The sequence below is a fragment of the Epibacterium sp. ABV4_022 genome, assembly GCF_056159345.1.
On sequence record NZ_JBSWVA010000001.1, the window covers coordinates 3,800,777 to 3,823,091 of the forward strand.

20 protein-coding genes are annotated in these 22,315 nt (G+C 62.9%); 16 read left to right on the forward strand and 4 right to left on the reverse strand.

Annotated features, from left to right (window positions below; genetic code table 11):
- The first annotated feature begins 16 nt into the window (after positions 1-16).
- From rfbB to rfbA, 4 genes are read left to right on the forward strand one after another with little or no spacing between them, the layout of a single operon-like run.
- On the forward strand, positions 17-1,069 hold the full coding sequence (gene rfbB / locus ACXAF5_RS17975; RefSeq protein WP_474947621.1) for a dTDP-glucose 4,6-dehydratase: 1,053 nt from the start codon (positions 17-19) through the stop codon (positions 1,067-1,069).
- A 34-nt stretch (positions 1,070-1,103) separates the two neighbouring features.
- Positions 1,104-1,631: a metal-dependent hydrolase gene (locus ACXAF5_RS17980; RefSeq protein ID WP_474947622.1), complete on the forward strand. Its 528-nt coding sequence runs from the start codon at positions 1,104-1,106 to the stop codon at positions 1,629-1,631.
- On the forward strand, positions 1,628-2,473 hold the full coding sequence (gene rfbD / locus ACXAF5_RS17985) for a dTDP-4-dehydrorhamnose reductase (RefSeq protein WP_474947623.1): 846 nt from the start codon (positions 1,628-1,630) through the stop codon (positions 2,471-2,473). Before ACXAF5_RS17980 ends, rfbD begins: the two co-directional genes overlap by 4 nt.
- The gene (gene rfbA / locus ACXAF5_RS17990) at positions 2,470-3,339 is read left to right on the forward strand and encodes a glucose-1-phosphate thymidylyltransferase RfbA (RefSeq protein WP_474947624.1); all 870 of its coding nucleotides are present in this window, start codon (positions 2,470-2,472) and stop codon (positions 3,337-3,339) included. The genes rfbD and rfbA overlap by 4 nt, the downstream gene beginning before the upstream one ends.
- A gap of 43 nt (positions 3,340-3,382) precedes the next feature.
- Here rfbA and ACXAF5_RS17995 read toward each other — a convergent pair whose 3' ends face one another.
- Both ACXAF5_RS17995 and ACXAF5_RS18000 read right to left on the reverse strand, forming a co-directional pair.
- Entirely contained in the window at positions 3,383-4,708 is a 1,326-nt protein-coding gene (locus tag ACXAF5_RS17995; RefSeq protein WP_474947625.1) for an aspartate aminotransferase family protein, read from the reverse strand.
- Positions 4,705-5,505, reverse strand: a complete 801-nt coding sequence (locus tag ACXAF5_RS18000; protein ID WP_474947626.1) for a 3-keto-5-aminohexanoate cleavage protein — start codon at positions 5,503-5,505, stop codon at positions 4,705-4,707. Before ACXAF5_RS18000 ends, ACXAF5_RS17995 begins: the two co-directional genes overlap by 4 nt.
- A gap of 257 nt (positions 5,506-5,762) precedes the next feature.
- Here ACXAF5_RS18000 and ACXAF5_RS18005 point away from each other — a divergent pair, with 257 nt between their 5' ends.
- Together ACXAF5_RS18005 and ACXAF5_RS18010 are read left to right on the forward strand one after the other, a co-directional pair.
- Positions 5,763-7,163, forward strand: a complete 1,401-nt coding sequence (locus tag ACXAF5_RS18005) for an aminotransferase family protein (RefSeq protein ID WP_474947627.1) — start codon at positions 5,763-5,765, stop codon at positions 7,161-7,163.
- 105 nt (positions 7,164-7,268) lie between these two features.
- Entirely contained in the window at positions 7,269-7,850 is a 582-nt protein-coding gene (locus ACXAF5_RS18010) for a GNAT family N-acetyltransferase (RefSeq protein ID WP_474947628.1), read from the forward strand.
- Positions 7,851-8,066: 216 nt separating this feature from the next.
- Here ACXAF5_RS18010 and ACXAF5_RS18015 read toward each other — a convergent pair whose 3' ends face one another.
- Positions 8,067-9,098, reverse strand: a complete 1,032-nt coding sequence (locus ACXAF5_RS18015) for a permease (protein ID WP_474947629.1) — start codon at positions 9,096-9,098, stop codon at positions 8,067-8,069.
- The gene (locus ACXAF5_RS18020; RefSeq protein ID WP_474947630.1) at positions 9,091-9,414 is read right to left on the reverse strand and encodes an ArsR/SmtB family transcription factor; all 324 of its coding nucleotides are present in this window, start codon (positions 9,412-9,414) and stop codon (positions 9,091-9,093) included. Before ACXAF5_RS18020 ends, ACXAF5_RS18015 begins: the two co-directional genes overlap by 8 nt.
- 194 nt (positions 9,415-9,608) lie before the next feature.
- On the opposite strand from ACXAF5_RS18020, the gene pdxR reads away from it, so the two are divergent.
- The 10 genes from pdxR to ACXAF5_RS18070 all read left to right on the forward strand — a co-directional run bounded on the left by pdxR (position 9,609) and on the right by ACXAF5_RS18070 (position 22,309).
- Positions 9,609-11,075, forward strand: coding sequence for a MocR-like pyridoxine biosynthesis transcription factor PdxR (pdxR, locus tag ACXAF5_RS18025; RefSeq protein ID WP_474947631.1), 1,467 nt, complete (start codon positions 9,609-9,611; stop codon positions 11,073-11,075).
- 331 nt (positions 11,076-11,406) lie between these two features.
- Complete coding sequence (xsc, locus tag ACXAF5_RS18030; RefSeq protein ID WP_474947632.1) at positions 11,407-13,185, forward strand: sulfoacetaldehyde acetyltransferase; 1,779 nt, start codon at positions 11,407-11,409, stop codon at positions 13,183-13,185.
- 5 nt (positions 13,186-13,190) lie between these two features.
- Entirely contained in the window at positions 13,191-13,937 is a 747-nt protein-coding gene (locus ACXAF5_RS18035; RefSeq protein WP_474947854.1) for a TSUP family transporter, read from the forward strand.
- Positions 13,934-15,091, forward strand: coding sequence for an acetate/propionate family kinase (locus ACXAF5_RS18040; protein WP_474947633.1), 1,158 nt, complete (start codon positions 13,934-13,936; stop codon positions 15,089-15,091). Before ACXAF5_RS18035 ends, ACXAF5_RS18040 begins: the two co-directional genes overlap by 4 nt.
- A 228-nt stretch (positions 15,092-15,319) precedes the next feature.
- Positions 15,320-16,288: a YeiH family protein gene (locus ACXAF5_RS18045; protein ID WP_474947855.1), complete on the forward strand. Its 969-nt coding sequence runs from the start codon at positions 15,320-15,322 to the stop codon at positions 16,286-16,288.
- A gap of 23 nt (positions 16,289-16,311) precedes the next feature.
- A complete protein-coding gene (locus ACXAF5_RS18050) occupies positions 16,312-19,134 on the forward strand; it encodes a molybdopterin oxidoreductase family protein (RefSeq protein WP_474947634.1) in 2,823 nt (940 codons plus the stop codon).
- Positions 19,135-19,225: 91 nt separating this feature from the next.
- Positions 19,226-19,999: a 4Fe-4S dicluster domain-containing protein gene (locus ACXAF5_RS18055; protein ID WP_474947635.1), complete on the forward strand. Its 774-nt coding sequence runs from the start codon at positions 19,226-19,228 to the stop codon at positions 19,997-19,999.
- Positions 19,999-20,889: a dimethyl sulfoxide reductase anchor subunit family protein gene (locus ACXAF5_RS18060; RefSeq protein WP_474947636.1), complete on the forward strand. Its 891-nt coding sequence runs from the start codon at positions 19,999-20,001 to the stop codon at positions 20,887-20,889. Before ACXAF5_RS18055 ends, ACXAF5_RS18060 begins: the two co-directional genes overlap by 1 nt.
- A gap of 83 nt (positions 20,890-20,972) precedes the next feature.
- Positions 20,973-21,434, forward strand: coding sequence for a carboxymuconolactone decarboxylase family protein (locus ACXAF5_RS18065; RefSeq protein ID WP_474947637.1), 462 nt, complete (start codon positions 20,973-20,975; stop codon positions 21,432-21,434).
- Positions 21,431-22,309 carry a sigma-70 family RNA polymerase sigma factor gene (locus tag ACXAF5_RS18070; RefSeq protein WP_474947638.1) on the forward strand — a complete coding sequence of 293 codons (879 nt, stop codon included), beginning with the start codon at positions 21,431-21,433 and terminating at the stop codon, positions 22,307-22,309. The genes ACXAF5_RS18065 and ACXAF5_RS18070 overlap by 4 nt, the downstream gene beginning before the upstream one ends.
- Positions 22,310-22,315 lie beyond the last annotated feature (6 nt).

Genomic DNA, 22,315 nt, shown 5'->3' on the forward strand with positions numbered 1-22,315 from the left:
GCAAGGAGCAGGACCCATGAAGATACTGGTGACGGGGGGCGCAGGCTTTATCGGCTCTGCGGTGGTGCGCCAAGCGATTGCGGCGGGCCATGAGGTGGTCAATCTGGACGCGCTGACCTATGCGGCCTGTCTGGACAATGTCGCCAGTGTCGCCGAAAGCCCGCGCTATGCGTTTGAGCAGGCCGACATCCGCGACCGCGCGGCATTGGATCGGATCTTTGCGCTGCACGCGCCGGATGCGGTGATGCATCTGGCCGCCGAGAGCCATGTGGACCGCTCGATTGACGGGCCCGGTGATTTCATCGAGACCAATGTGACCGGCACCTTCAATATGCTCGAAGCCGCGCGCAAATTTTGGGTGGCGGTGGGCAAACCCGGTCATTTCCGCTTCCATCATATCTCTACCGATGAGGTCTATGGCAGTTTGCCGGCCGATAAATCGGTGATGTTCACCGAAGAGACCGCCTATGATCCGCGCTCGCCCTATTCAGCCTCCAAAGCCTCGAGCGATCATCTGGTGCGTGCCTGGCATGAGACCTATGGGCTGCCGGTGGTGCTGACCAATTGCTCCAACAACTACGGCCCCTTCCATTTCCCCGAAAAGCTCATCCCGGTGGTGATTTTGAATGCGCTCGCCGGTAAGGCGCTGCCGATCTATGGCGATGGGTCCAATATTCGCGACTGGCTCTATGTGGAAGATCACGCCGATGCGCTGTTGCTGGTGTTGCAGAAGGGCGAAAACGGGCGCAGCTATAATGTGGGCGGCGAGAATGAGCGCACCAACCTTGAGCTGGTCGAAACACTCTGTGCGATCCTTGATGACAAGCGCCCGCGCGGCGACGGGGCATCCTATAAAGAGCAGATCACCTTTGTGACCGATCGTCCGGGCCATGATGCACGCTACGCGATTGATCCCTCCCGTCTCCGCGAGGAGCTGGGCTGGCGGCCTTCGGTGACCGTCGAGGAAGGTCTGGCGAAAACCGTGCAGTGGTATCTCGACAATGAGGACTGGTGGCGTGCGCTGCAGTCCCGCAAGGGCGTGGGCGAGCGTCTTGGGACCGGAAAGTGAGCAGGCAGAGATTTAGTCTGCAAAGGATTCTGTTATGCTGACGGCGCATTTGCCCTCCGGATATATACTGGCGCAAGTTCCCCGCCGCACCTTTCCTGGTTTGCTGCCGGCCGCGCTGATCGGTGCGGTTTTCCCTGATCTAGATATGATCTGGTTCTATTTCGTGGATGACCGGGCCTTTCATCACCACCGCTACTGGGTGCATGTGCCTGCGTTCTGGGCCTGGGTTGCACTGGTCACTCTGCCGCTGATCGGTTTTTTTGCACGCCGCTGGCTAAAAGCTGCGCTGGTGTTTTTCGCCGCGATCTTTATGCATCTGGTTCTGGACAGTATCGGGGGCGGCATCATGTGGCTCGCACCACTGGACGACAGGCTGATGTCCCTGACGGTGGTAGCAGCGACGCAAGACCACTGGGTTTTGTCATTCCTGCTGCACTGGACCTTTTTATTTGAACTGGCGATCTGGGTGATTGCACTGACCTTGTGGTTGCGGCGAGGGCGCGTGAAAAACAGGGCCTCCGGCGGAGGTATTTGGGAAAAGATGAAGAAGGGGCGGATATGAGCATCCTTGTGTTTGGCGCAACCGGGCAAGTGGCGCGGGAATTGACGCGCTATGAGGGCGTGATCTCTGTGGGGCGTGCGCGTGCGGACCTGTCGGACCCCGGGGCCTGCGCGGCCCTTATTCGGGAGACCAGCCCGCAGGCGGTGATCAATGCCGCCGCCTATACGGCGGTTGATAAGGCCGAATCTGAGGAAGAACTGGCCACTGTCATCAACGGGGCGGCCCCCGGTGCGATGGCGGCGGCCTGCGTGCAGGCGGGTATTCCCTTTGTCCATATCTCGACCGATTATGTCTTTGCGGGCAGTGGCACGGCGGCTTGGCAAACGGATGATCCGGTGGCGCCGCCCAATGCCTATGGCCGCAGCAAACGCGCAGGCGAAGAGGCGGTGATTGCGGCGGGCGGGACTTATGCGATCCTGCGCACCTCTTGGGTGGTCTCGGCCCATGGCAATAATTTCGTCAAGACCATGCTGCGCCTCGGTGCGGAACGGGATCGCTTGACGATTGTCGGCGATCAGATCGGCGCGCCAACGCCTGCACGTGACATCGCACGGGCCTGTGTCGAGATGGCAGGGCAACTGCGTGCGGAGCCTGCAAAATCCGGCATCTACCACCTGCAGGGCGCGCCATATGTCAGCTGGGCAGGCTTTGCCGCAGAGATCTTTGCCCAAAGCGATCTGACCTGCGAAGTGGCGGACATCCCCACATCTGACTATCCAACCCCGGCGGTGCGGCCACTGAACTCACGGCTGGATTGCACCACGTTAGAGACTGTTTTTGGCATCCCGCAGCCCGACTGGCGCAGCGGGCTGCGCGATATTTTAAAGGAGCTCGCAGAGTGACGCAGCGCAAAGGTATTATTCTCGCCGGAGGCTCCGGCACCCGGCTTTATCCGATCACCATGGCTGTCTCAAAGCAGCTTCTGCCCCTTTATGACAAGCCGATGATCTACTATCCGATCTCGGTTCTGATGCTTGCAGGTATTCGCGAGATCTGCGTCATCACCACGCCGCAGGACGCCGATCAGTTCAAGCGCCTCTTGGGGGATGGCAGCCAGTGGGGCGTCAGCCTGACCTATGTGGAGCAACCCAGCCCCGATGGTCTGGCGCAGGCCTTTATTCTGGCCGAAGAGTTCCTCGCGGGCGCGCCCTCGGCGCTGGTGCTGGGCGATAACGTCTTTTTTGGCCATGGGTTGCCGAGCCTTCTGGCGGCGGCGGATGCCAAGGAGGTGGGCGGCACCGTCTTTGGCTATCACGTCTCCGATCCCGAGCGCTACGGCGTGGTCTCCTTTGATGGCGAAGGGCGGGCGCAGCAGATCATTGAAAAACCCGAGGTGCCGCCGTCGAATTACGCGGTAACGGGGCTTTATTTTCTGGATGGCACGGCGCCGCAACGCGCCAAGGAGGTTCAGCCTTCGGCGCGGGGCGAGCTGGAGATCACCGATCTCTTGCAGATGTATCTCGACGACGGCACCCTCTCGGTCGAAACCATGGGGCGCGGCTATGCCTGGCTTGACACCGGCACCCATGGCAGCCTTCTGGATGCGGGCAATTTTGTACGCACCTTGCACGAGCGTCAGGGCCTGCAGACCGGTTGTCTGGAGGAAATCGCCTATCATGCGGGCTGGATCAGCCGGGACGCGCTGGCAGAGCGGGCGGAATTGTTCAAGAAAAACAGCTATGGCACTTATTTGAACCGGCTGCTCTGAAAGTCCCTCCTTCGGGCGGCCTCGCCGCCAGCCCGAAGGGCGTTCAAACAGTCAATGCGTGCTCCAGCGCCACCGCGAGCTTGTCCGTCACCTCGTCGACCTGATCATCCGTCATGATGAAAGGCGGAGCGAGCAGCACATGATCCCCCTTGCGGCCGTCGCGGGTTCCGGACATCGGATAGCAGATAAGCCCCGCCTCAAAGGCCGCTTTTTTAACACGCGCCGCCACAGCATGCGCAGGGTCAAACGGGGTCTTGCTTTCTCGGTCCTTCACCAGTTCCAGACCCCGAAACAGGCCGCGACCACGGATGTCGCCCACATGAGGATGCTGCCCGAACTGGTCAACCAGCGCGGCCTGCAGACGCTCCCCCATCTGCGCAGACCGGGCAATCAGATCGCGTTCGAGCATCTGGGTCACCACAGCCAGCCCGGCTGCGGTTGCAACCGGATGACCCAGATAGGTGTGGCCGTGCTGGAAGAACCCCGATCCCGCGGCGATCGCATCATAGATCGCGGCAGTACAGAGCATGGCGCCGATGGGCTGATAGCCCGCACCAAGACCTTTGGCGATGCAGAGAATATCCGGCGCGACCCCATCGGCCTCACAGGCGAACAAGTGGCCGGTTCGCCCCATGCCGCACATGACCTCGTCGAGGATCAGCAGCACGCCATATTGATCGCAAATCTCGCGGATACGTTTGAAATACCCCTCGACCGCCGGCACCGCGCCAAGTGTCGCCCCGACCACCGGTTCCGCCATGAAAGCCATCACGGTGTCCGGCCCAAGGCGCAGGATCTCCGCCTCCAGTTCATTGGCCACCCGTTGACCGTAGTCAAAGCTGCTCTCCCCCTCGGCCCGGTCGACATATTCATAGCAGGGCGCAATATGCGACACGCCGATCAGCAAGGGATCGAACTGCCGCCGACGCCATTCATTCCCGCCCGCTGCAAGCGCACCAAGCGTATTCCCGTGGTAGCTCTGACGACGCGCAATCAGATGCCGGCGCTGCGGCTCACCGCGCTCAAGGTGGTATTGACGTGCCAGTTTGATCGCCGCCTCGGTCGCCTCAGAGCCGCCGGAGACAAAGTAGACCCGGTCAAGCGTCCCCGGCGCCTGCGAGATCAGTGCATCCGCCAGCGCCTCCGCCGGTTCAGACGTCATGAAGCCTGTATGCGCAAAGGCCAATTGCGCCACCTGATCCTGCACCGCCTTGATCACCGCGGCGTCGGAATGACCGAGGCAGGAGACCGCCGCACCGCCGGAGCCGTCAAAGTAGCGTTTGCCATTGGCATCAATGAGATAGCAACCATCTCCGGCGACGGCGACCGGCGGTGTGGACTTGCTATGACGTGGAAAAACATGGCTCATGACGAGGCTCGCAAATCTGTATCCAAGGGCGCAAGGCGATGGCCACGCGCGGCCGCCGCCTCGATGAAGGCCGCAACGGAGGCGGCATTGTCCCCCCATAGGGGCGCCCCCTGCGCGCCAAGGCTGTTTTCGAACCCGATCCGCACCTGCCCTCCGGCCTCGATCGCCGCCAACAGGCACGCATGTTCGGCCCCACCAAAGGCGCAGAGCGTCCAGTTCAGCTCCAGCGGCGCGATTTCAGTAAGGAATGCGGGCAGCATGTCCGGCCTGGCCTCCAGCCCGGTTGCATATTGACCAAGAACCAGGATCGCATCCCGCATATCCTCCGGCACGGTGCCGTCCTGATACCAGCGGGTCAGCTGTGCCACGCAATCGGGCGTATAGAGGATATGCTGCACCTCCGTCCCCGCCTCTGCGGCCACGGCATAGGCGCGCCGGGCAAGATCCCGGTCCCGTGCCATTTCCCGGACCGACACCGACGCAGCCGCCGGGCGCAAGCTCTCCAAACAGGCCAACTGTGCCGCAACGTCAAACACCCCGGCACTCTCCGTCGTAATCTGGATGCCCATCCCGGGCGCGGCAGCGCCAACTGCCGCCAGTGCTTCGCGATACAGGCCTGCATCAAGGCTGTGACACCCATCCTGATCCCGCACATGCAAGTGCAGACGATGAGCGCCCAGGCGATGACATTCCGCTGCGGTCGCTGCCAACTCCCGCGACGTGATCGGAAGCGCCGCATGATCCGACTTGCCACGCCGGGCACCGTTGGGCGCCACCATGATCCTGTAGTCCGTCACTGAACTCTCCCGTTGATGCAGATGCGCGGGCGCGCGCCGGCGACCGCATCACCCTGCCGTCAGGGGCGTTCATGCTCAAGGACTTCACCCCGCTCTGGTCGCAATTTTCTGCAAGCAGCGCTCCAAATTGGTCTCAACTCTCACCTTGAACTGGCCCTATCGCGCTATGAGGTTTTGCTCTTTGGTGATCAATGACCGAGTCCGTCCGCGCGTCGGCCGGGCCACCGAACCCCGAGTAGCCAAGAAAGGAACATGTCATGCATGGCACGTTCAGCGACAACGACCTCAGCCACGTCATCGAGGCCGACAAGGCCCATGTCTGGCACCATCTGGTCCAGCACAAACCGTTTGAAACCTCCGATCCCCGCATCATCGTCGAGGGCAAGGGCATGCGCGTTTGGGACCAGAACGGCAAGGAATGGCTCGACGCGGTGTCCGGTGCGGTCTGGACCGCAAACGTTGGCTATGGGCGCGAAAGCATCTGCAAGGCGGTCTACGACCAGATGATGAAGATGTGCTATTTCGCGCAGGCGGCAGGCTCTGTGCCGGGCGCGCTCTATGCCGAAAAGCTGATCGAGAAGATGCCCGGCATGTCGCGTGTCTACTACTGCAACTCCGGCTCCGAGGCCAACGAGAAGGCGTTCAAGATGGTGCGCCAGATCGCGCACAAGAAATACGGCGGCAAGAAAACCAAGATCCTCTACCGCGACCGCGATTACCACGGCTCCACCCTGGCGGCGATGTCCGCAGGTGGTCAGGACGAGCGCAACGCGCAATACGGCCCCTTTGCACCTGATTTTGTGCGGGTGCCGCATTGCATGGAATACCGCAAGCACGAGCTGGGTCTGGATCATCTCTCGGGCGAGGATTTCGGCATCGCCGCAGCCAATTTGATCGAAGAGATCATCCTGCGCGAAGGCCCCGAGACGGTTGGCGCGCTCTGCCTCGAACCTGTCACCGCAGGCGGCGGCGTCATTGAGGCGCCCGAAGGCTACTGGCCGCGCGTGCAGGAGATCTGCAAGCAATACGACGTGCTCCTGCACATCGACGAGGTGGTCTGCGGCATCGGGCGCACCGGCACCCATTGGTTCGGCTATCAGCACTATGGCATCAAACCCGACTTCGTGACCATGGCCAAGGGCGTCGCCTCCGGCTATGCCGCCATCGCCTGCATGGTCACAACAGAAGAGGTCTTTGATCTGTTTAAGAACGATGCCTCAGACAAGATGAACTACTTCCGCGACATCTCCACCTTTGGCGGCTGCACCGCAGGCCCCGCCGCCGCACTGGAGAACATGCGCATCATTGAGGACGAAAACCTCCTTGAGAACTGCACCAAGATGGGCGAGCGGATGATGTCAAACCTGCGGGCCTTGCAGGAAAAACACGCCGTCATCGGCGATGTGCGCGGCAAGGGGCTGTTCCTTGGCGCAGAACTCGTCACCGACCGTGACACCAAAGAGCCGGTGGACGAGGCGCTGGCACAAAAAGTCGTGGCGGAATGCGGAACGCACGGCGTGATCATCGGCGTCACCAACCGGTCGGTGCCCGGTCGCAACAACACGCTGTGCTTCTCGCCCGCGCTGATTGCCACAGCCGATGACATCGACAAGATCACCGATGCGGTGGATAAGGCTCTGACGACTGTCTTCGGCTGACGCTGGAAATTGGCCTGATGCAATTTTCAAAAGGTGGCTCTTTTCACAGGGCCACCTTTCTTTCATTCCACGAGGCAGACCACCCAAGACAGAAAGCCTCTTCTCATGTGGATGACCCCGATTTCCCTCTCAACTGAGGGCGCACGCCTCGTGCCGCTCACCTATGACCACACGCCGGAGCTGGTGGATGCCGCCGCAGATGGTGCTCTTCATCACCTGTGGTACACAACCGTGCCTGCCCCGGAAGGCGTTGAACAGGAAATCGGCCGTCGCCGCGCCCTGCAAGATGCGGGCAGCATGGTTCCCTTTGCCATCCTTGATGCGACGGGACGCGCGGTGGGGATGACCACCTATATGAATGTCGATCACACCAACCGGCGTGTTGAGATCGGCTCCAGCTGGTATCGCAAATCGGTGCAGCGCACCGGTCTCAACACCAAGATCAAACAGCTTATGCTCACCCACGCCTTTGAGGCAAAAGACGCCATCGCAGTCGAGTTTCGCACCCATGTTCTGAACCGCCAAAGCCGCACTGCGATCGAGCGCCTCGGCGCCAAACTTGACGGCATCCTGCGGGCGCATAGCATCCTGCCCAATGGAACAATTCGCGACACGGCCGTCTATTCCATCACCGCAGCCGAATGGCCCATGGTGCGTGCAAATCTCGCCCATATGTCGGCGCGCTGAGTGCGGGTCAAGGAGGCCGCAAGGCCCCGCCCATCGGGCGGCCTGTCCTTGACGCGCGCCTCTATACACAATCGAAAGAGGCTCTGACGGGCACACCTGCCCCTCAGAGCCTTCTCAGCAGAACCGCGCCGAAGGCGCGCGGCCCAACGACTCATGTCGCATGCGTCAGCATGGGGCCTGAGTCGGCGGGAGCCCCCCCCGCCGCCGCGCTCGCTTTCAGATCATCTGGAACACGACGCCCGACAGGATCGCTCCGGAAATACCCAGCGCCAGATAGGTGGCAAAGACCCGTGGTTTGACCAGCGACCAGACCGCTGCCATCGCCGGGATCGAACTCACCGCACCTGCGACCATAAAGGCCAGCGCCGCACCGGCACTCATGCCTTGGGTCATCAATCCGGCCAGCAGCGGCGGCGCCACATAAGAGTTCAGATACGCAGGCATCCCGACCAAGGCGGCGGTTGCGATTGGCACTACCCCTTCGCCCCCCACCAGCGAAGCAATCCACTCGGGGCGCACATATGTCACCAGGAGCGCTTCCAGCACATAGGCAAAGGCAAGCCACTTCAGCAGGAACAGAGCGTTTTCCACAAACTGACTGCGGAAGGTGTCGCGCCGCTCCGCCTCTTGCCAGAACCGCCAGTTGGGTTGTTGTTCAGCCTTGGGCGTGCCGCACCCACAGCAGCTTTTGACCGGCTCTTTCTTCAGGGGCTGCGCAAACAGCCCGCCACCGCGCAGCGCTTTTATGATGAACCCACCAAAGAGGCCCAGCGCCACCGCGCTCACCGCCTTGGCGATGGCAAAGGGCCAACCAAGAGCCGCTGCCGTGATCAACAGGGTTGGCGGATCGATCAGCGGGGAGGACAACCAAAACGCCATCACCGCTGCCAATGGCGCACCCAGCGCCAGAAGCCCGGCAATAAACGGGATCACCTCGCAGGAGCAGAACGGCGCCAGCCCGCCAAGAAGTGCTGCAAACAGGATCATCCGGGTCTCGCGCCCCACAAAGGCCCGCGCGACCAGTGCTTCCGCGCCTGAGGCCTTCAGATACGCCAAGAGCGTCACCGCAAAGAGAATGTACTTGGATGTCGACAACAGCGCCGCCGCCGCAAATGTCAGCACCGGCCAGAAATTTGCACTATCCAGAAGCGCCACCAAAAGAAGGATCAGCGCTCCAAGCGTCCATGGGCTTTGCACCCAACCCCAAGCGGCGCGCATCGGGCGAGGAGAAAGAGATGTATCAGCCATCGTTCGCAACCTTTCCATTGAAGCCCATTTCCGCATCCTGGCAGCATTCGCTCAGGATGAACCCTGCAAGGTTTTGAAGGTGGTCGAAATTCGCCCGGCAGATCGTGCTGCGGCCGGCTTTTTCCTGCACCACCACCTCCGCCGCGGCGAGGAATTTCAGATGATGCGCCAGTGTCGAGGCCGCGATACCGGTGCGATCGCGCACCTCGCCCACTGTCAAACCCGTTTCCCCCGCACGCACCAAAACGCGCAGGACCTCGAGCCGTGCTTCTGCGCCCATGGCGGCAAAGCCCTGGGCTGCTAGGGACAGATCCATGTGACTGCTCCAAATTGATTCTATAGAACTAGTTTTATGGTTTTCACGTGAGGGATACAAGACCCGATTTCTTCCGGATCCAGAATTCCGGTAACCGACTTCTGTGATTGAAACTTGCACACGCGGCGAAAATCGGCGCTCAAGAGTCGCAGTCCAGATTGCCACAGGCTTAAGTCCAGATTACGGTGTGCCGCATGGCTATCTCAGTCGAGACCTTTTTCCTCAATCCCGACGCGCAGGGCACACTCCAGGCTCAGATCCAGGAGATGATCGCTGCTGGCATCCTCTCCGGACGGTTTCGAGCCGGGGAAAAGCTGCCCTCGTCGCGGAAACTCGCCGCGCATCTCGGGGTCAGCCGCATCACGGTGACGCTGGCCTACACCGAGCTGGTGGCGAATGACTACCTGATGGCGCGTGGGCGTTCCGGGTTCTTCGTATCGGAAACAGCCCCGGTGCCCCCCTCCTTCGCCCCGACGGAACGCGGACAGGAACGGGTCGACTGGACCCGCACCATCACCCGGACGTTTACGGGTGGTGATACCCCGCGCAAACCAAAAGACTGGCGCAGCTATCGCTACCCGTTCATCTATGGGCAGGCCGATGCCAGCCTGTTTGACCACGCGAACTGGCGGCTCTGCGCCCTGCGCGCGTTGGGGCAAAAGGACTTCGCCGCGATGACAGGGGACTACTTCGATCAGGATGATCCGCTCCTGATCGAATATATCGCGCGCCACACGCTGCCCCGCCGCGGTATCATCGCCCGCCCCGAGGAAATCCTGATCACGCTCGGCGCGCAGAATGCGCTCTGGACAGTTGTGCAGCTCTTGCTGCAACCGGGACGCAAGGCGGCGATCGAGGATCCCAGCTACTATACGCTGCGCGATCAACTTAGCCACACGGGCAGCGCACTCGACGTGATCGGAGTGGACAGGGACGGGCTGCCGCCCGAGCAGATCGCCGCGGACACGGATGTCGTCTTCACCACTCCCAGCCATCAGAGCCCGACCACGGCGACCATGCCAATGGCGCGGCGCAAGGCTCTGCTTGATCGCGCCCGAGACATCGATGCGATCGTGGTCGAAGATGACTATGAGTTCGAAATGTCCTTTCGGACCCAGCCCTCGCCCGCATTGAAGTCGATCGACAGCGACGGGCGTGTGATCTATCTCGGCAGCTTCTCAAAATCCCTGTTTCCGGGCCTCCGTCTTGGGTACCTCGTCGGCTCCGAACCCTTCATCCGCCAGGCCCGGGCCTTGCGCGCAAATGTGCTGCGCCATCCGCCGGGACATATCCAGCGAACCGTCGCCTACTTCTTGTCGCTCGGCCATTACGACGCGCAGATCCGCCGCACCGCAAAGGTGTTGCAGGAACGCCGTGCGGTCCTGGAGGAGGCAATGGCAACCCATGGCCTGACACCCGCAGATCGCAACCTCTACGGTGGCTCTTCGCTCTGGATGCAGGCACCGGATCATGTGGATATGGGGCAGCTGGGCGACGGGCTGCGCGACAAAGGTGTTCTGATCGAACCCGGCGCGCCATTCTTTGCGCGCGAGACCCGGCGCCACAACTTCTATCGGCTCGGCTATTCCTCCATCGCCGCTGACCGCATCCCGCAGGGCATTGCCCATGTTGCCGATGCAATCCGCACCTTCCGTTCCTGACCAATTCCGGCTTTCCCCAACCCTCGAACGCGCGCCGGGGAGCTCCCGCCCGTCCTTGGCGTTTCTGACGAAACACCGCGTCCCGTTGGGCCCAGCGCCGCGCTAAAGCGCGGCGCTGGGCCCAACCCTGAGCGAAGCATCTTTGATGCGATCTGCGAAGGGGCGGGAGCGCGCCCTTCCCTGACACTCCGCCATCGCAAGAGATGCGATCAGGCTGGCACTACGGCACCGCGAAACTGGCCCTAACGCCTCTGCATGCCCCCGCCTAAACCGGAACAAAGACCCATCTCCTCCGGACCTATGGCCGCGAGACCAACAGGAGACCGCATCCATGCGCATGACCACCGAAGAAGCCTTTGTCAAAACCCTCCAAATGCATGGCATCGAGCATGCCTTCGGGATCATCGGCTCCGCCATGATGCCGATTTCCGATCTCTTTCCCAAGGCGGGCATCACCTTCTGGGACTGCGCGCATGAAGGCTCTGCCGGCATGATGGCCGACGGCTACACGCGCGCCACCGGCAAGATGTCCATGATGATCGCCCAGAACGGCCCCGGCATCACCAATTTCGTCACCGCAGTGAAGACCGCCTACTGGAACCACACGCCGCTTCTTCTTGTGACGCCGCAGGCCGCCAACAAGACCATCGGTCAGGGTGGTTTTCAGGAGGTCGAACAGATGAAACTGTTCGAGGACATGGTCGCCTATCAGGAGGAGGTCCGCGATCCCTCGCGTGTTTGCGAAGTGCTGAACCGCGTCATCATGCAGGCCAAACGCGCCTCTGCACCGGCACAGATCAATATCCCGCGTGACATGTGGACCCAGGTCGTCGACATTGCCCTGCCGGCCATTGTCGAGTTTGAGCGTCCCGCCGGGGGCGAACACGCGGTGACCCAGGCTGCCGCGCTGCTGTCCTCCGCGCAGAACCCGGTGATCCTGAACGGCGCGGGCGTGGTCCTGTCAAAGGGAGGGATTGCCGCTTCCATGGCGCTGGCCGAACGGCTCGATGCTCCTGTCTGTGTGGGCTATCAGCACAATGATGCCTTTCCCGGGTCCCATCCCCTGTTTGCCGGCCCGCTGGGCTACAACGGCTCCAAGGCCGGTATGGAGCTGATCAAGGAGGCCGATGTGGTGCTCTGTCTCGGCACCCGCCTCAACCCCTTCTCCACCCTGCCCGGTTACGGCATGGAGTATTGGCCCAGTGAGGCCAGGATCATCCAGGTGGACATCAATCCGGATCGCATCGGCCTGACCAAACCCGTGAGTGTCGGCATCGTCGGCGATGCCGCCAAAGTGGCCACGGGCATCCTCGACCAGCTTTCCGAGACGGCGGGCGATGCGGGCCGCGCGGCGCGCAAGGACAAGATTGCCGAGACCAAATCTCGCTGGGCGCAGCAGCTCGCCTCGATGGATCACGAGGACGACGATCCGGGCACCAGCTGGAACCAACGCGCCCGCGCGGACAAGCCCGACTGGATGAGCCCCCGCATGGCCTGGCGCGCGATCCAATCCGCCCTGCCGACAGAGGCGATCATCTCCTCGGACATCGGCAACAACTGCGCCATCGGCAATGCCTACCCCGCGTTCGAGGCCGGCCGAAAATACCTGGCGCCGGGCCTGTTCGGCCCCTGCGGCTATGGCCTGCCCGCGATCATGGGCGCCAAGATCGGCTGTCCGGACACGCCCGTCGTGGGGTTTGCCGGCGATGGCGCCTTCGGGATTGCGGTCAATGAGCTCACCGCCATCGGGCGCGAGGAATGGCCGGCAATCACCCAGGTGGTGTTCCGCAATTATCAATGGGGCGCGGAAAAGCGCAATTCGACTCTGTGGTTCGACGACAATTTTGTCGGCACCGAGCTTGATACCAAAGTCTCCTACGCCGGAATCGCGATCGCCTGCGGCCTCAAAGGTGTCGTGGCCCGCACCATGGACGAACTGACAAGCGCGCTACATCAGGCGATCGAAGACCAGAAGAACGGCATCACAACGCTGATCGAGGCTTTGATCAACCAGGAACTGGGCGAGCCGTTCCGCCGCGACGCCATGAAGAAACCGGTCGAGGTCGCCGGCATCTCACCCGACGACATGCGGCCCCAGGACGGTGCATGACCGCGCTGGTCCTGCCATTTGACCTGAGCCTCGCTCAGGGCGCCTTTCTCGCCGCCGCGCTGTTTTGCGCGGCGGTGATCCGCGGCTACTCCGGATTTGGTTTTTCCGCGATTTTCATTGTGCTGGCGGCGCAGATCACCAACCCGCTGCCCCTGATCCCGGTGGTGTTCTCCTGCGAAATCGCCATGACCGCCTTTCAGGCCAAGGGCATTCGCCCCCATGTGGACTGGTCCCGCGCGGGCGCGCTTCTGTTCGGGGCCGCGCTGGCCGTGATCCCGGCCGTGGCCATCATGGCGCGTCTCGATCCGGGGCAGGCGCGGATCGCGGTCTCCGCACTGATCCTCGTGCTGAGCCTGCTGTTGCTGAGCGGCTGGCAGCTGAAACGCCCCATCGGACGTCTGGGACACGGGGGCGTGGGTATCATTGCAGGCACTGCCAATGCAGCGGGGGTCGGCGGTCTTCCCACTGCTGCATTCCTGTCGGCGCAGGCCCTGAGCCCGGCAGCCTTTCGCGCCACCATGATCGTCTTCCTGACCGGCATCGACCTGATGGCCCTGCCCACCATGTCCGCGCATGGGCTGGTGACGGGCGAGACGGTGACGGGTGCCCTGATGGCCTTTCCCATTCTGGGCGCCGGTGTCTGGCTCGGCGGGCGCGGCTTTGCCAGTGCTGATCCGGCGCGATTTCGGCGCAAGGTGGTGATGCTTCTCGCGACTCTGGCCATGCTCAACATCCTCAAGGTGGCACTATGACCGCGCGACGCGACATCCTTGTCCTGAACACCGGATCCTCATCGGTGAAATTCGCGTGTTTCGACACAGGGTTGCAACTCCGCCTCAGCGGTATTGCCGAGGGCATCGGCGAACAGGGCCGGGTGCGCATGGGCGATGAGATCGAGCACCTCCCCCTTCCCACCCATGCCGAGGCTCTGGCCGTTGTTCTGAACCGCCTCACACGAGAGGGGTTCGGACCTGAGCACCTCAGTGCCGTGGCCCACCGCGTGGTCCATGGCGGCACCACTTTGACCGCCCCAACCCGCATCAGCCCGCAGGTCCGGGACGAGATTGCTGCCTGCGTTCCGCTTGCACCACTGCACAATCCACATGCGCTCGCGGCAATCGATGCGCTGCGTGACCTTGCGCCCGACCTGCCGCAATACGCCAGCTTTGACACCGCCTTTCACGCCAGCGCCCCGGAGGTGAACCAGCGCTATGCCCTGCCGCCCGAAGCCGAAGCGCTGGGTTTGCGCCGCTACGGGTTTCACGGGCTCTCCTATGCTGCGCTCTGCCGCCGCCTGCCCGAGATCAGCAGCGCACCGCTGCCGTGCCGCCTGCTGGCCTTTCACCTTGGCAACGGGGCGTCGGCCTGCGCGATCCTGAACGGACAATCGGTGGCGACAACCATGGGCTATTCCCCGCTCGAAGGGCTGACCATGGGCACCCGTGTGGGAACGTTGGACGCCAATGCAACCCTGCGGTTGGTCGAGGAAATGGGCCTGGACGCGGCCAGGACCCTGCTGAACCGCCAGTCCGGCCTCAAGGGTCTCTCTCATGGCCTGTCCGACATGCGTGCGCTGGAAGCGGCCGACACCCCCGAGGCACGGTTTGCGATCGCTCATTTCACCCAATCCGCCATTCGCCACGGCCACAGTCTGATCGGGGCCATGGGCGGCTGTGATGCGATCGTCTTCACCGGAGGTATCGGTGAGAACGCCGCCGCAATCCGGGCCGAGATCATCGCAGGGTTTGCCTGGCTCGGTGCGCGGTTGGACACGAAAGGCAACGCCGCCAACGCCGCACGGCTCAGCGCCGCAGACAGCACCCCAGATCTGTGGATCGTTCCGGCCGAGGAAGAACGACAAATCGCTGCGGATACCCGTGACCTGATCGCGATCACCGCGTCATGATCAAAACAGATACCCTCCCCTTTCCAAAACAATGGAACATACGTACCAATTTCAGGACGTAGAAAAGCAAATTGTTTCACCTTGAAGCGCCACGGTAAATTGATACACAAATGATGCACCAAATCCAAAGACATCCCGCCTCTGCCTGAAAGACTTCCATTGACCAACAAGTCCACGCCCGCCCGCCTGCTTCCTTCGCCTCACGCCCTGCGCGCCCGCGCCAAGGAGATGTTTCCCGGCGTTGCGGTGTCCATCATCGTGGCGGTGACGGCGCAGTTTCTGGCCGAACACTACGCGACGCCTGCGATGCTGCTGGCGCTGCTTCTCGGGATTGCGGTCAGCTTCCTCGGTGAGGAAGGGCGAACGGTGCCCGGCGTCACCTTCTCGGCGCGTGTGCTGTTGCGCCTCGGTGTGGCCCTGCTCGGCGTGCGCGTCTCGATGATGGTGCTGGCGGGCCTTGGTCTGCCGTTGATCCTGCTGACCGCGGGTGGCGTGGTGGCAACCATCTGTTTTGGCCTGCTGATCGCGCGTTTCTTCGGTCACGGCTGGCGTTTTGCCCTTCTGACCGCAGGTTCTGTCGCGATCTGCGGCGCCTCCGCCGCCATGGCGATCGCCGCCATTCTGCCCCGGGATGACCGCTCCGAACAACGGCTGATCTTCACCGTGATGGGGGTCACCGTGCTGTCCACGGTCGCAATGATCGCCTATCCGATTCTGGCACGCCTGATGGCGTTCGACCCGATCCAGGCCGGCGTCTTTCTGGGTGGCACCATCCATGACGTGGCGCAGGTGGTCGGTGCCGGGTTCTCGATTTCAGAGGACACCGGCGACACCGCGACCCTGGTAAAACTCATCCGCGTGTCCATGCTGGCCCCGGTGGTGCTTGTCGCCTCGCTGGTGATCCGCGCCCGGATCGAGGCCCCCTCCGAAGGCAAGCAGCCGCCGCTGCTGCCCGGCTTTGTCATCGCCTTTATCGCGCTCGCGGCCCTCAATTCCTTTGGCCTCATCCCCGAGGTCGTGACGGAGTTCCTCAGCGCCTGCTCGCGCTGGCTCCTCCTCATCGCCATTGCCGCCGTCGGCATGAAGAGCAACCTCAAACAGGTGCTCTCTGTCGGTGGCGCCGCCATCGCGCTTCTCATTGTCGAGACGCTGTTTATCGCCGGGGTCATACTTGTGGGGATCACGCTTTTGACCTGACGCAGGACTATTAGGGAGGCCAGATGACAATCCAGCAACCCGAGGTGGAGACCTCGCCGCCGGTCTCGGACGAGATCCGCAAGACGACCTGTTACATGTGTGCCTGCCGCTGCGGCATCAATGTGCACATGAAGGAGGGCAAGGTCGCCTATATCGAGGGCAACCGCGACCATCCGGTCAACAAGGGCGTACTCTGCGCCAAGGGCAGCGCGGGCATCATGCAGCATAACGCCCCCTCGCGCCTGCGCGCGCCCCTGAAACGGGTTGGCCCGCGCGGTTCCGGCGAGTTTGAGGAAATCTCATGGGACGAGGCGCTGGATATCGCGCAAGGCTGGCTGGAGCCCCTGCGCGAAAAACATCCCGAAAAGCTGGCGTTTTTCACCGGGCGCGATCAGTCTCAGTCCTTCACCAGTTTCTGGGCGCAGAACTTCGGCACCTGCAACTACGCCGCGCATGGCGGGTTTTGCTCGGTCAATATGGCCACAGCCGGTATCTACACCATGGGCGGGGCGTTTTGGGAATTCGGCCAGCCCGACTGGGACCACACCAAGCTGTTTCTTCTGTTCGGCGTCGCCGAGGATCACGACAGCAACCCGATCAAGATGGGCATCGGCAAGATCAAGGCCCGGGGCACGCGCGTCATTGGTGTGAACCCGATCCGAACCGGCTATAACGCGGTGGCGGATGATTGGGTCGGCATCACGCCCGGCACCGACGGGCTGTTCATCCTGTCGCTGGTCCACGTGCTGATGAAGGCGGGCAAGATCGACCTCGACTATCTGTCGCGCTACACCAATGCGCCGGTGCTCGTGAACCAGGACCCCGACAGTGACGACTTTGGCCTGTTCCTGCGCGACGACCATGGCGCGCCCTTGGTGATCAACCGCGCCACCGGCCAGCTTGCACCTTACGACATGCACGGGGTGCGCCCCGATCTGAATGGCACGTTCCAGATGGGCGATGTCACCCATGTCTCCGTCTTTCGGCTGATGGCCGAGAAATACCTCGATCCCCAATACGCCCCCGAAGCGGTCGCCGATCAATGCGGCATCCCCGCCGCGCGCATCCGCGCCATTGCGACCGAGATCGCCCGCGTCGCCTTTGACGAGGCCTTCGAGATCCAGCGCGAATGGACCGATTTCCGGGGCGAGACCCACCAGACCATGCGCGGGCGCCCCGTCTCCATGCATGCGATGCGCGGGGTCTCGGCGCACGCCAACGGGTTCCAGACCTGCCGCGCGCTGCATGTGCTGCAAATCCTTCTGGGCACGGTGGAGGTGCCGGGCGGTTTTCGCTTCAAACCGCCCTACCCCAAACCCGCCACCGCCCATCCGCCGCCCCATTGCCGCGTCACCCCGGGCAAGCCGCTCGACGGGCCGCACCTTGGGTTTGTCCAGGGGCCGGAGCATCTGGCGCTGCTGAACGACGACAGCCCGGCGCGCATCGACAAGGCCTTTACATGGGAGAACCCGATGTCCAGCCACGGGCTGATGCATATGGTGATCTCCAACGCCCATGCGGGCGATCCCTACAAGATCGACACCCTGTTTCTTTATATGGCGAATATGGCGTGGAACTCCTCCATGAACACGCGCGGCGTGATGGAGATGCTGACGGACACCGACGAGAACGGCGAGTATGTAATCCCGCATCTCATCTACTCCGACGCCTATTCGTCGGAAATGGTGGCCTATGCCGACCTGATCCTGCCCGACACCACCTATCTGGAACGTCACGACTGCATCTCGCTGCTCGACCGTCCGATCTGCGAGGCCGATGGCGCGGCGGATGCCATCCGCTGGCCGGTGGTGGAGCCTGACCGCGACGTGCGCGGCTTTCAGACCGTACTCGTACAGCTCGCCAACCGAATGAAACTGCCCGGCTTCACGGCGGAGGATGGCAGCGCCAAATATCAGGATTACGCCGACTATATCGTCAACCACGAACGCAAGCCGGGCATCGGCCCGCTGGCAGGATTTCGCGGTGATGGAACCGAGACCGGACGCGGCGCGCCGAACCCGGATCAGCTGGACAGCTACATCAAAAACGGCGGCTTTTTCCTCAACCACATCCCCGAGGAGGCGCAATATTACAAACCCTGGAACCGTGCCTATCAGGACTGGGCGGTGGGCATGGGCCTGTTTGACGCGCCGCAGCCCTACCTGTTCCAGCTCTATGTGGAACCCCTGCGCAAATTCCAGGCCGCCGCCGAGGGCAAGGGCGAACGTCAGCCCCCCGACCATCTGCGCGCGCGTCTGAAACAGACCATGGACCCGCTGCCGATCTGGTATCAGACCGATCAGCAGGGCAACGACGGCTTCACCGTCTCCGCCCTCACCCAGCGGCCCATGGCGATGTACCACAGTTGGGGCAGCCAGAATGCCTGGCTGCGGCAGCTGCATGGGGCTAACCCGCTCTATGTCCCGACCAGACTGATGCGTGCGGCGGGCCTCAAGGACGGCGACTGGGCCCGCGTCACCTCTCCACATGGCGAAATCACCGTGCCGGTGCTGGAGATGGCGGCCCTCAATGACAACACGGTCTGGACCTGGAACGCCATCGGCAAACGCAAGGGTGCCTGGGCCCTGTCCCACGACGTCCCCGAAGCCACCAAAGGTTTCCTGCTCAATCACCTGATCCACGAATTGCTCCCGCCCAGGGGGGACGGCCTCCGCTGGGCCAATTCCGACCCGATCACCGGCCAGGCCGCCTGGTTCGATCTCAAGGTCAAGATCGAAAAGGCCGCCCCGCCCGACGGCCTGAGCGAAAGCCAGCCCGTAACCCCGGCGCAAACCTCCCCCATTGGCAAAGGCCCGAAAACCCTAACGTGGAAGGTCGGCAAATGAGCCCCTCCCCCCTTCACCTTCTTAAAAATATCTCGGGGTCCGGGGCAGAGCCCCGGTTCAACCCTCTCAACTCAAACGGAGGCCCGCAGACATGACCGACCTCCCGCGCACCACCAGCCGCAAGATGGGCCTGGTGATCGACCTCGACACCTGCGTGGGCTGCCATGCCTGCGTGATTTCCTGCAAGGGCTGGAACACCGAAAACTACGGCACGCCGCTCTCGGATCAGGACGCCTACGGCGCCGATCCGTCCGGTACCTTCCTCAACCGCGTGCATTCCTACGAGGTGCAGCCGGAGCAAGGACATGCCCAGTTGGTCCACTTCCCGAAATCCTGCCTGCACTGCGAGGACGCGCCCTGCGTCACCGTCTGCCCCACCGGTGCCAGCTACAAACGGGTCGAGGACGGCATCGTGCTGGTGAACGAGGAGGACTGCATCGGCTGCGGCCTCTGCGCCTGGTCCTGCCCCTATGGCGCGCGCGAGCTCGACCTGGCGGCGGGGGTGATGAAGAAATGCACCCTCTGCGTGGACCGGATCTACAATGAGAACCTCCCCGAAGAAGACCGCCAACCCGCCTGCGTGCGGACCTGCCCGGCCGGCGCGCGGCATTTCGGCGATCTGGGCGATCCCGGTTCCGAGGTCTCGCAACTGGTGGCCGCGCGCGGTGGCATGGACCTGATGCCGGAGATGGGCACGAAACCTGTCAACAAATACCTGCCGCCGCGCCCAAAGGACACGCTCTCACAGACGCAAGAGCAGATCGACGTGCTTGCCCCCTTCCTCGCCCCGGTGGCGGAGGATACTGGCGGCTTTCTGGGCTGGCTTGACCGTGCGTTGGACAAACTGCCCGGGGGGTCAAACTGATGCATCCCGCACCCTCCGTCATCGTCTTCACCACGCTCTCGGGCCTCGGCTTTGGCCTGTTGTTCTTTCTCGGCCTCGGCATGCCCGAAGTCACCGGCATGGTAGCCTTTGTCTTTTACCTGATCGCCTACGCGCTGGCGGTCGGGGGCTTGCTGGCTTCGACCTTTCACCTCGGCCACCCCGAGCGCGCGTGGAAGGCCTTCTCGCAATGGCGCAGCAGCTGGCTCTCGCGGGAGGGATGCTGTGCCGTCGCAGCCCTCCTCACCATGGGCGTCTACGCCACGGGTGCGGTGTTCCTGCAGAGCCATTGGACGTTTGTGGGCGCACTTGGGGCGGCGCTCAGCCTTGGCACCGTCTTCACCACCTCGATGATCTACGCACAGCTGAAGACCGTGCCGCGCTGGAACATGGTGCCGCTGACGCCAGCGCTGTTCCTGACTCTCAGCCTCGCGGGCGGCGCCCTCCTTGCGGGGCAAGAGGGGCAGGCGATGGGGCTGCTGACGCTGGCGGGCTTGACGCTGCTGGCCTATTGGCATCAGGGCGACCGCGCCTTTGCCCTCTCCGGCACCTCGCTAGCCACGGCAACGGGGTTGGCGGCACGCGGGGACGTCCGCGCCTTTGAACCGCCCCATACCGGCACCAACTACCTGTTGCGGGAATTTGCCTATGTGGTCGGGCGCAAACATGCGACGCGCCTGCGGGTGATCGGCTTTGCGCTTGCGATTGCCCTGCCGCTCCTGTGCCTGCTGCTCCCGGTTCAGGGGCTGATGGCAAAGCATCTCCTCGCCGCGCTGGCGGTGGTTCTGCATATCGCAGGCGTCGCGTGCACGCGCTGGCTGTTCTTTGCAGAAGCCGAGCATGTGGTCGGGCTTTATTACGGCAAACGTTAAAAAATCTGCCCCCCCTGTGTCACACACTGGGGGGCTGCTTCGTCCTGTTTCCATCACCGTCACAACGTGAAAGGAACAGCCCCATGACCGAACGCCTCAACGCCTTTGCCGAGGCTGGCGACCTCTTCAAGCCGATGCTGGAGCAGGAGGAGGTCCTCAAAGCATCCGGCCTCAGCCTTACGATCATCGAACTGGTCAAGCTGCGGGCCTCGCAGATCAACAAATGCGCCTATTGCCTGCACATGCACACCCATGACATGCGCAAGATGGGCGAGAGCGAAGATCGCATGCACCTGCTGCCAGCCTGGCGCGAAAGCCCGCTCTACTCGGCGCAGGAGCGCGCGGCGCTTGCATGGACCGAAGCCCTGACCCGCGTGGCTGATACGGCGGCGCCGGATGAAGACTACGCGCTGGTGGCAGAGCAGTTCTCGCCCCGCCAGCAGGTTGCGCTGACCCTGATGATCGGGGCCATCAACAGCTGGAACCGGCTTGCCATCGGATTTCGCACGCCTCATCCTGCGTCCGAGGAGGCCAGCGCCGCGTGAGCCAGCAGCCACAGGATACCGGAACCCTTGCGTTCCTTTCGGTGCGGCCGCGTCTCTTTGCGGTCGCCTACCGGATGCTGGGCAGCGTCGCGGATGCCGAGGATATCCTGCAAGAGGCGTATTTGCGCTGGCAATCGGTGTCTCAGGCCGAGGTGCGCGACACAACCGGCTATCTGGTGCGCGTGGTCACACGGCTCTGTCTGGACCAGTTGAAATCGGCGCGTGTCAAGCGCGAGACGTACGTGGGCGAATGGCTACCGGAGCCGCTGCTGACCGAAGACCCGGTGGATGCGCTGGACCACGATGTCTCTGTGGCGTTGCTCCTGGCGCTGGAGCGGCTGACGCCGTTGGAGCGTGCCGCCTTTCTGCTGCACGACGTCTTCGGCAACACCCATGAAGAGGTGGCCGAAGCGCTGGACCGCAGCCCAACCGCCTGCCGCCAGCTGGTGTCCCGGGCGCGTCGCCATGTCCAAGCCGAACGCCCCCGTGCCCGTGTCGCACCCGACGAGGGGCGCGCCCTGACCGAAGCCTTCTTTCGCGCCTCCAAGACCGGCGACATGGCGGCGCTGACACAGCTTCTGGCACAGGATGTGGAGCTGGTCAGCGATGGCGGCGGCAAGGTCCTGGCGACACTGAACCCGATCTATGGCCGCGACAAGGTGATGCGACTGGCCGAAGGGCTGGCGCGCAAGTCCGGCGCCCATCTGCCGCCACGCTGGCGATTTGCGATGCTGAACGGCCTGCCCGCGATCCTCAGCCTGGAGCAGGAAGGTCTGGTTCAGGCCACGGCGCTGGAAATCCGCGACGGGCGGATCGCCAAGGTCTATGTGATCCGCAATCCCGAAAAGACCGCGCATCTGGCCAAGGTTCTGTAGAAACAG

What these genes read in the sequence shown, in the direction of transcription:
- rfbB (WP_474947621.1), top strand. Translation starts at nt 17, where the DNA reads ATGAAGATACTGGTGACGGGGGGCGCAGGCTTTATCGGCTCTGCGGTG.
- ACXAF5_RS18055 (WP_474947635.1), top strand. Translation starts at nt 19,226, where the DNA reads ATGACCGACCTCCCGCGCACCACCAGCCGCAAGATGGGCCTGGTGATC.
- ACXAF5_RS18005 (WP_474947627.1), top strand. Translation starts at nt 5,763, where the DNA reads ATGCATGGCACGTTCAGCGACAACGACCTCAGCCACGTCATCGAGGCC.
- xsc (WP_474947632.1), top strand. Translation starts at nt 11,407, where the DNA reads ATGCGCATGACCACCGAAGAAGCCTTTGTCAAAACCCTCCAAATGCAT.
- ACXAF5_RS18010 (WP_474947628.1), top strand. Translation starts at nt 7,269, where the DNA reads ATGTGGATGACCCCGATTTCCCTCTCAACTGAGGGCGCACGCCTCGTG.
- ACXAF5_RS18045 (WP_474947855.1), top strand. Translation starts at nt 15,320, where the DNA reads ATGTTTCCCGGCGTTGCGGTGTCCATCATCGTGGCGGTGACGGCGCAG.
- ACXAF5_RS18040 (WP_474947633.1), top strand. Translation starts at nt 13,934, where the DNA reads ATGACCGCGCGACGCGACATCCTTGTCCTGAACACCGGATCCTCATCG.
- ACXAF5_RS18060 (WP_474947636.1), top strand. Translation starts at nt 19,999, where the DNA reads ATGCATCCCGCACCCTCCGTCATCGTCTTCACCACGCTCTCGGGCCTC.
- rfbD (WP_474947623.1), top strand. Translation starts at nt 1,628, where the DNA reads ATGAGCATCCTTGTGTTTGGCGCAACCGGGCAAGTGGCGCGGGAATTG.
- ACXAF5_RS18020 (WP_474947630.1), bottom strand. Translation starts at nt 9,414, where the DNA reads ATGGATCTGTCCCTAGCAGCCCAGGGCTTTGCCGCCATGGGCGCAGAA.
- ACXAF5_RS18015 (WP_474947629.1), bottom strand. Translation starts at nt 9,098, where the DNA reads ATGGCTGATACATCTCTTTCTCCTCGCCCGATGCGCGCCGCTTGGGGT.
- ACXAF5_RS18065 (WP_474947637.1), top strand. Translation starts at nt 20,973, where the DNA reads ATGACCGAACGCCTCAACGCCTTTGCCGAGGCTGGCGACCTCTTCAAG.
- ACXAF5_RS17980 (WP_474947622.1), top strand. Translation starts at nt 1,104, where the DNA reads ATGCTGACGGCGCATTTGCCCTCCGGATATATACTGGCGCAAGTTCCC.
- ACXAF5_RS18050 (WP_474947634.1), top strand. Translation starts at nt 16,312, where the DNA reads ATGACAATCCAGCAACCCGAGGTGGAGACCTCGCCGCCGGTCTCGGAC.
- pdxR (WP_474947631.1), top strand. Translation starts at nt 9,609, where the DNA reads ATGGCTATCTCAGTCGAGACCTTTTTCCTCAATCCCGACGCGCAGGGC.
- ACXAF5_RS17995 (WP_474947625.1), bottom strand. Translation starts at nt 4,708, where the DNA reads ATGAGCCATGTTTTTCCACGTCATAGCAAGTCCACACCGCCGGTCGCC.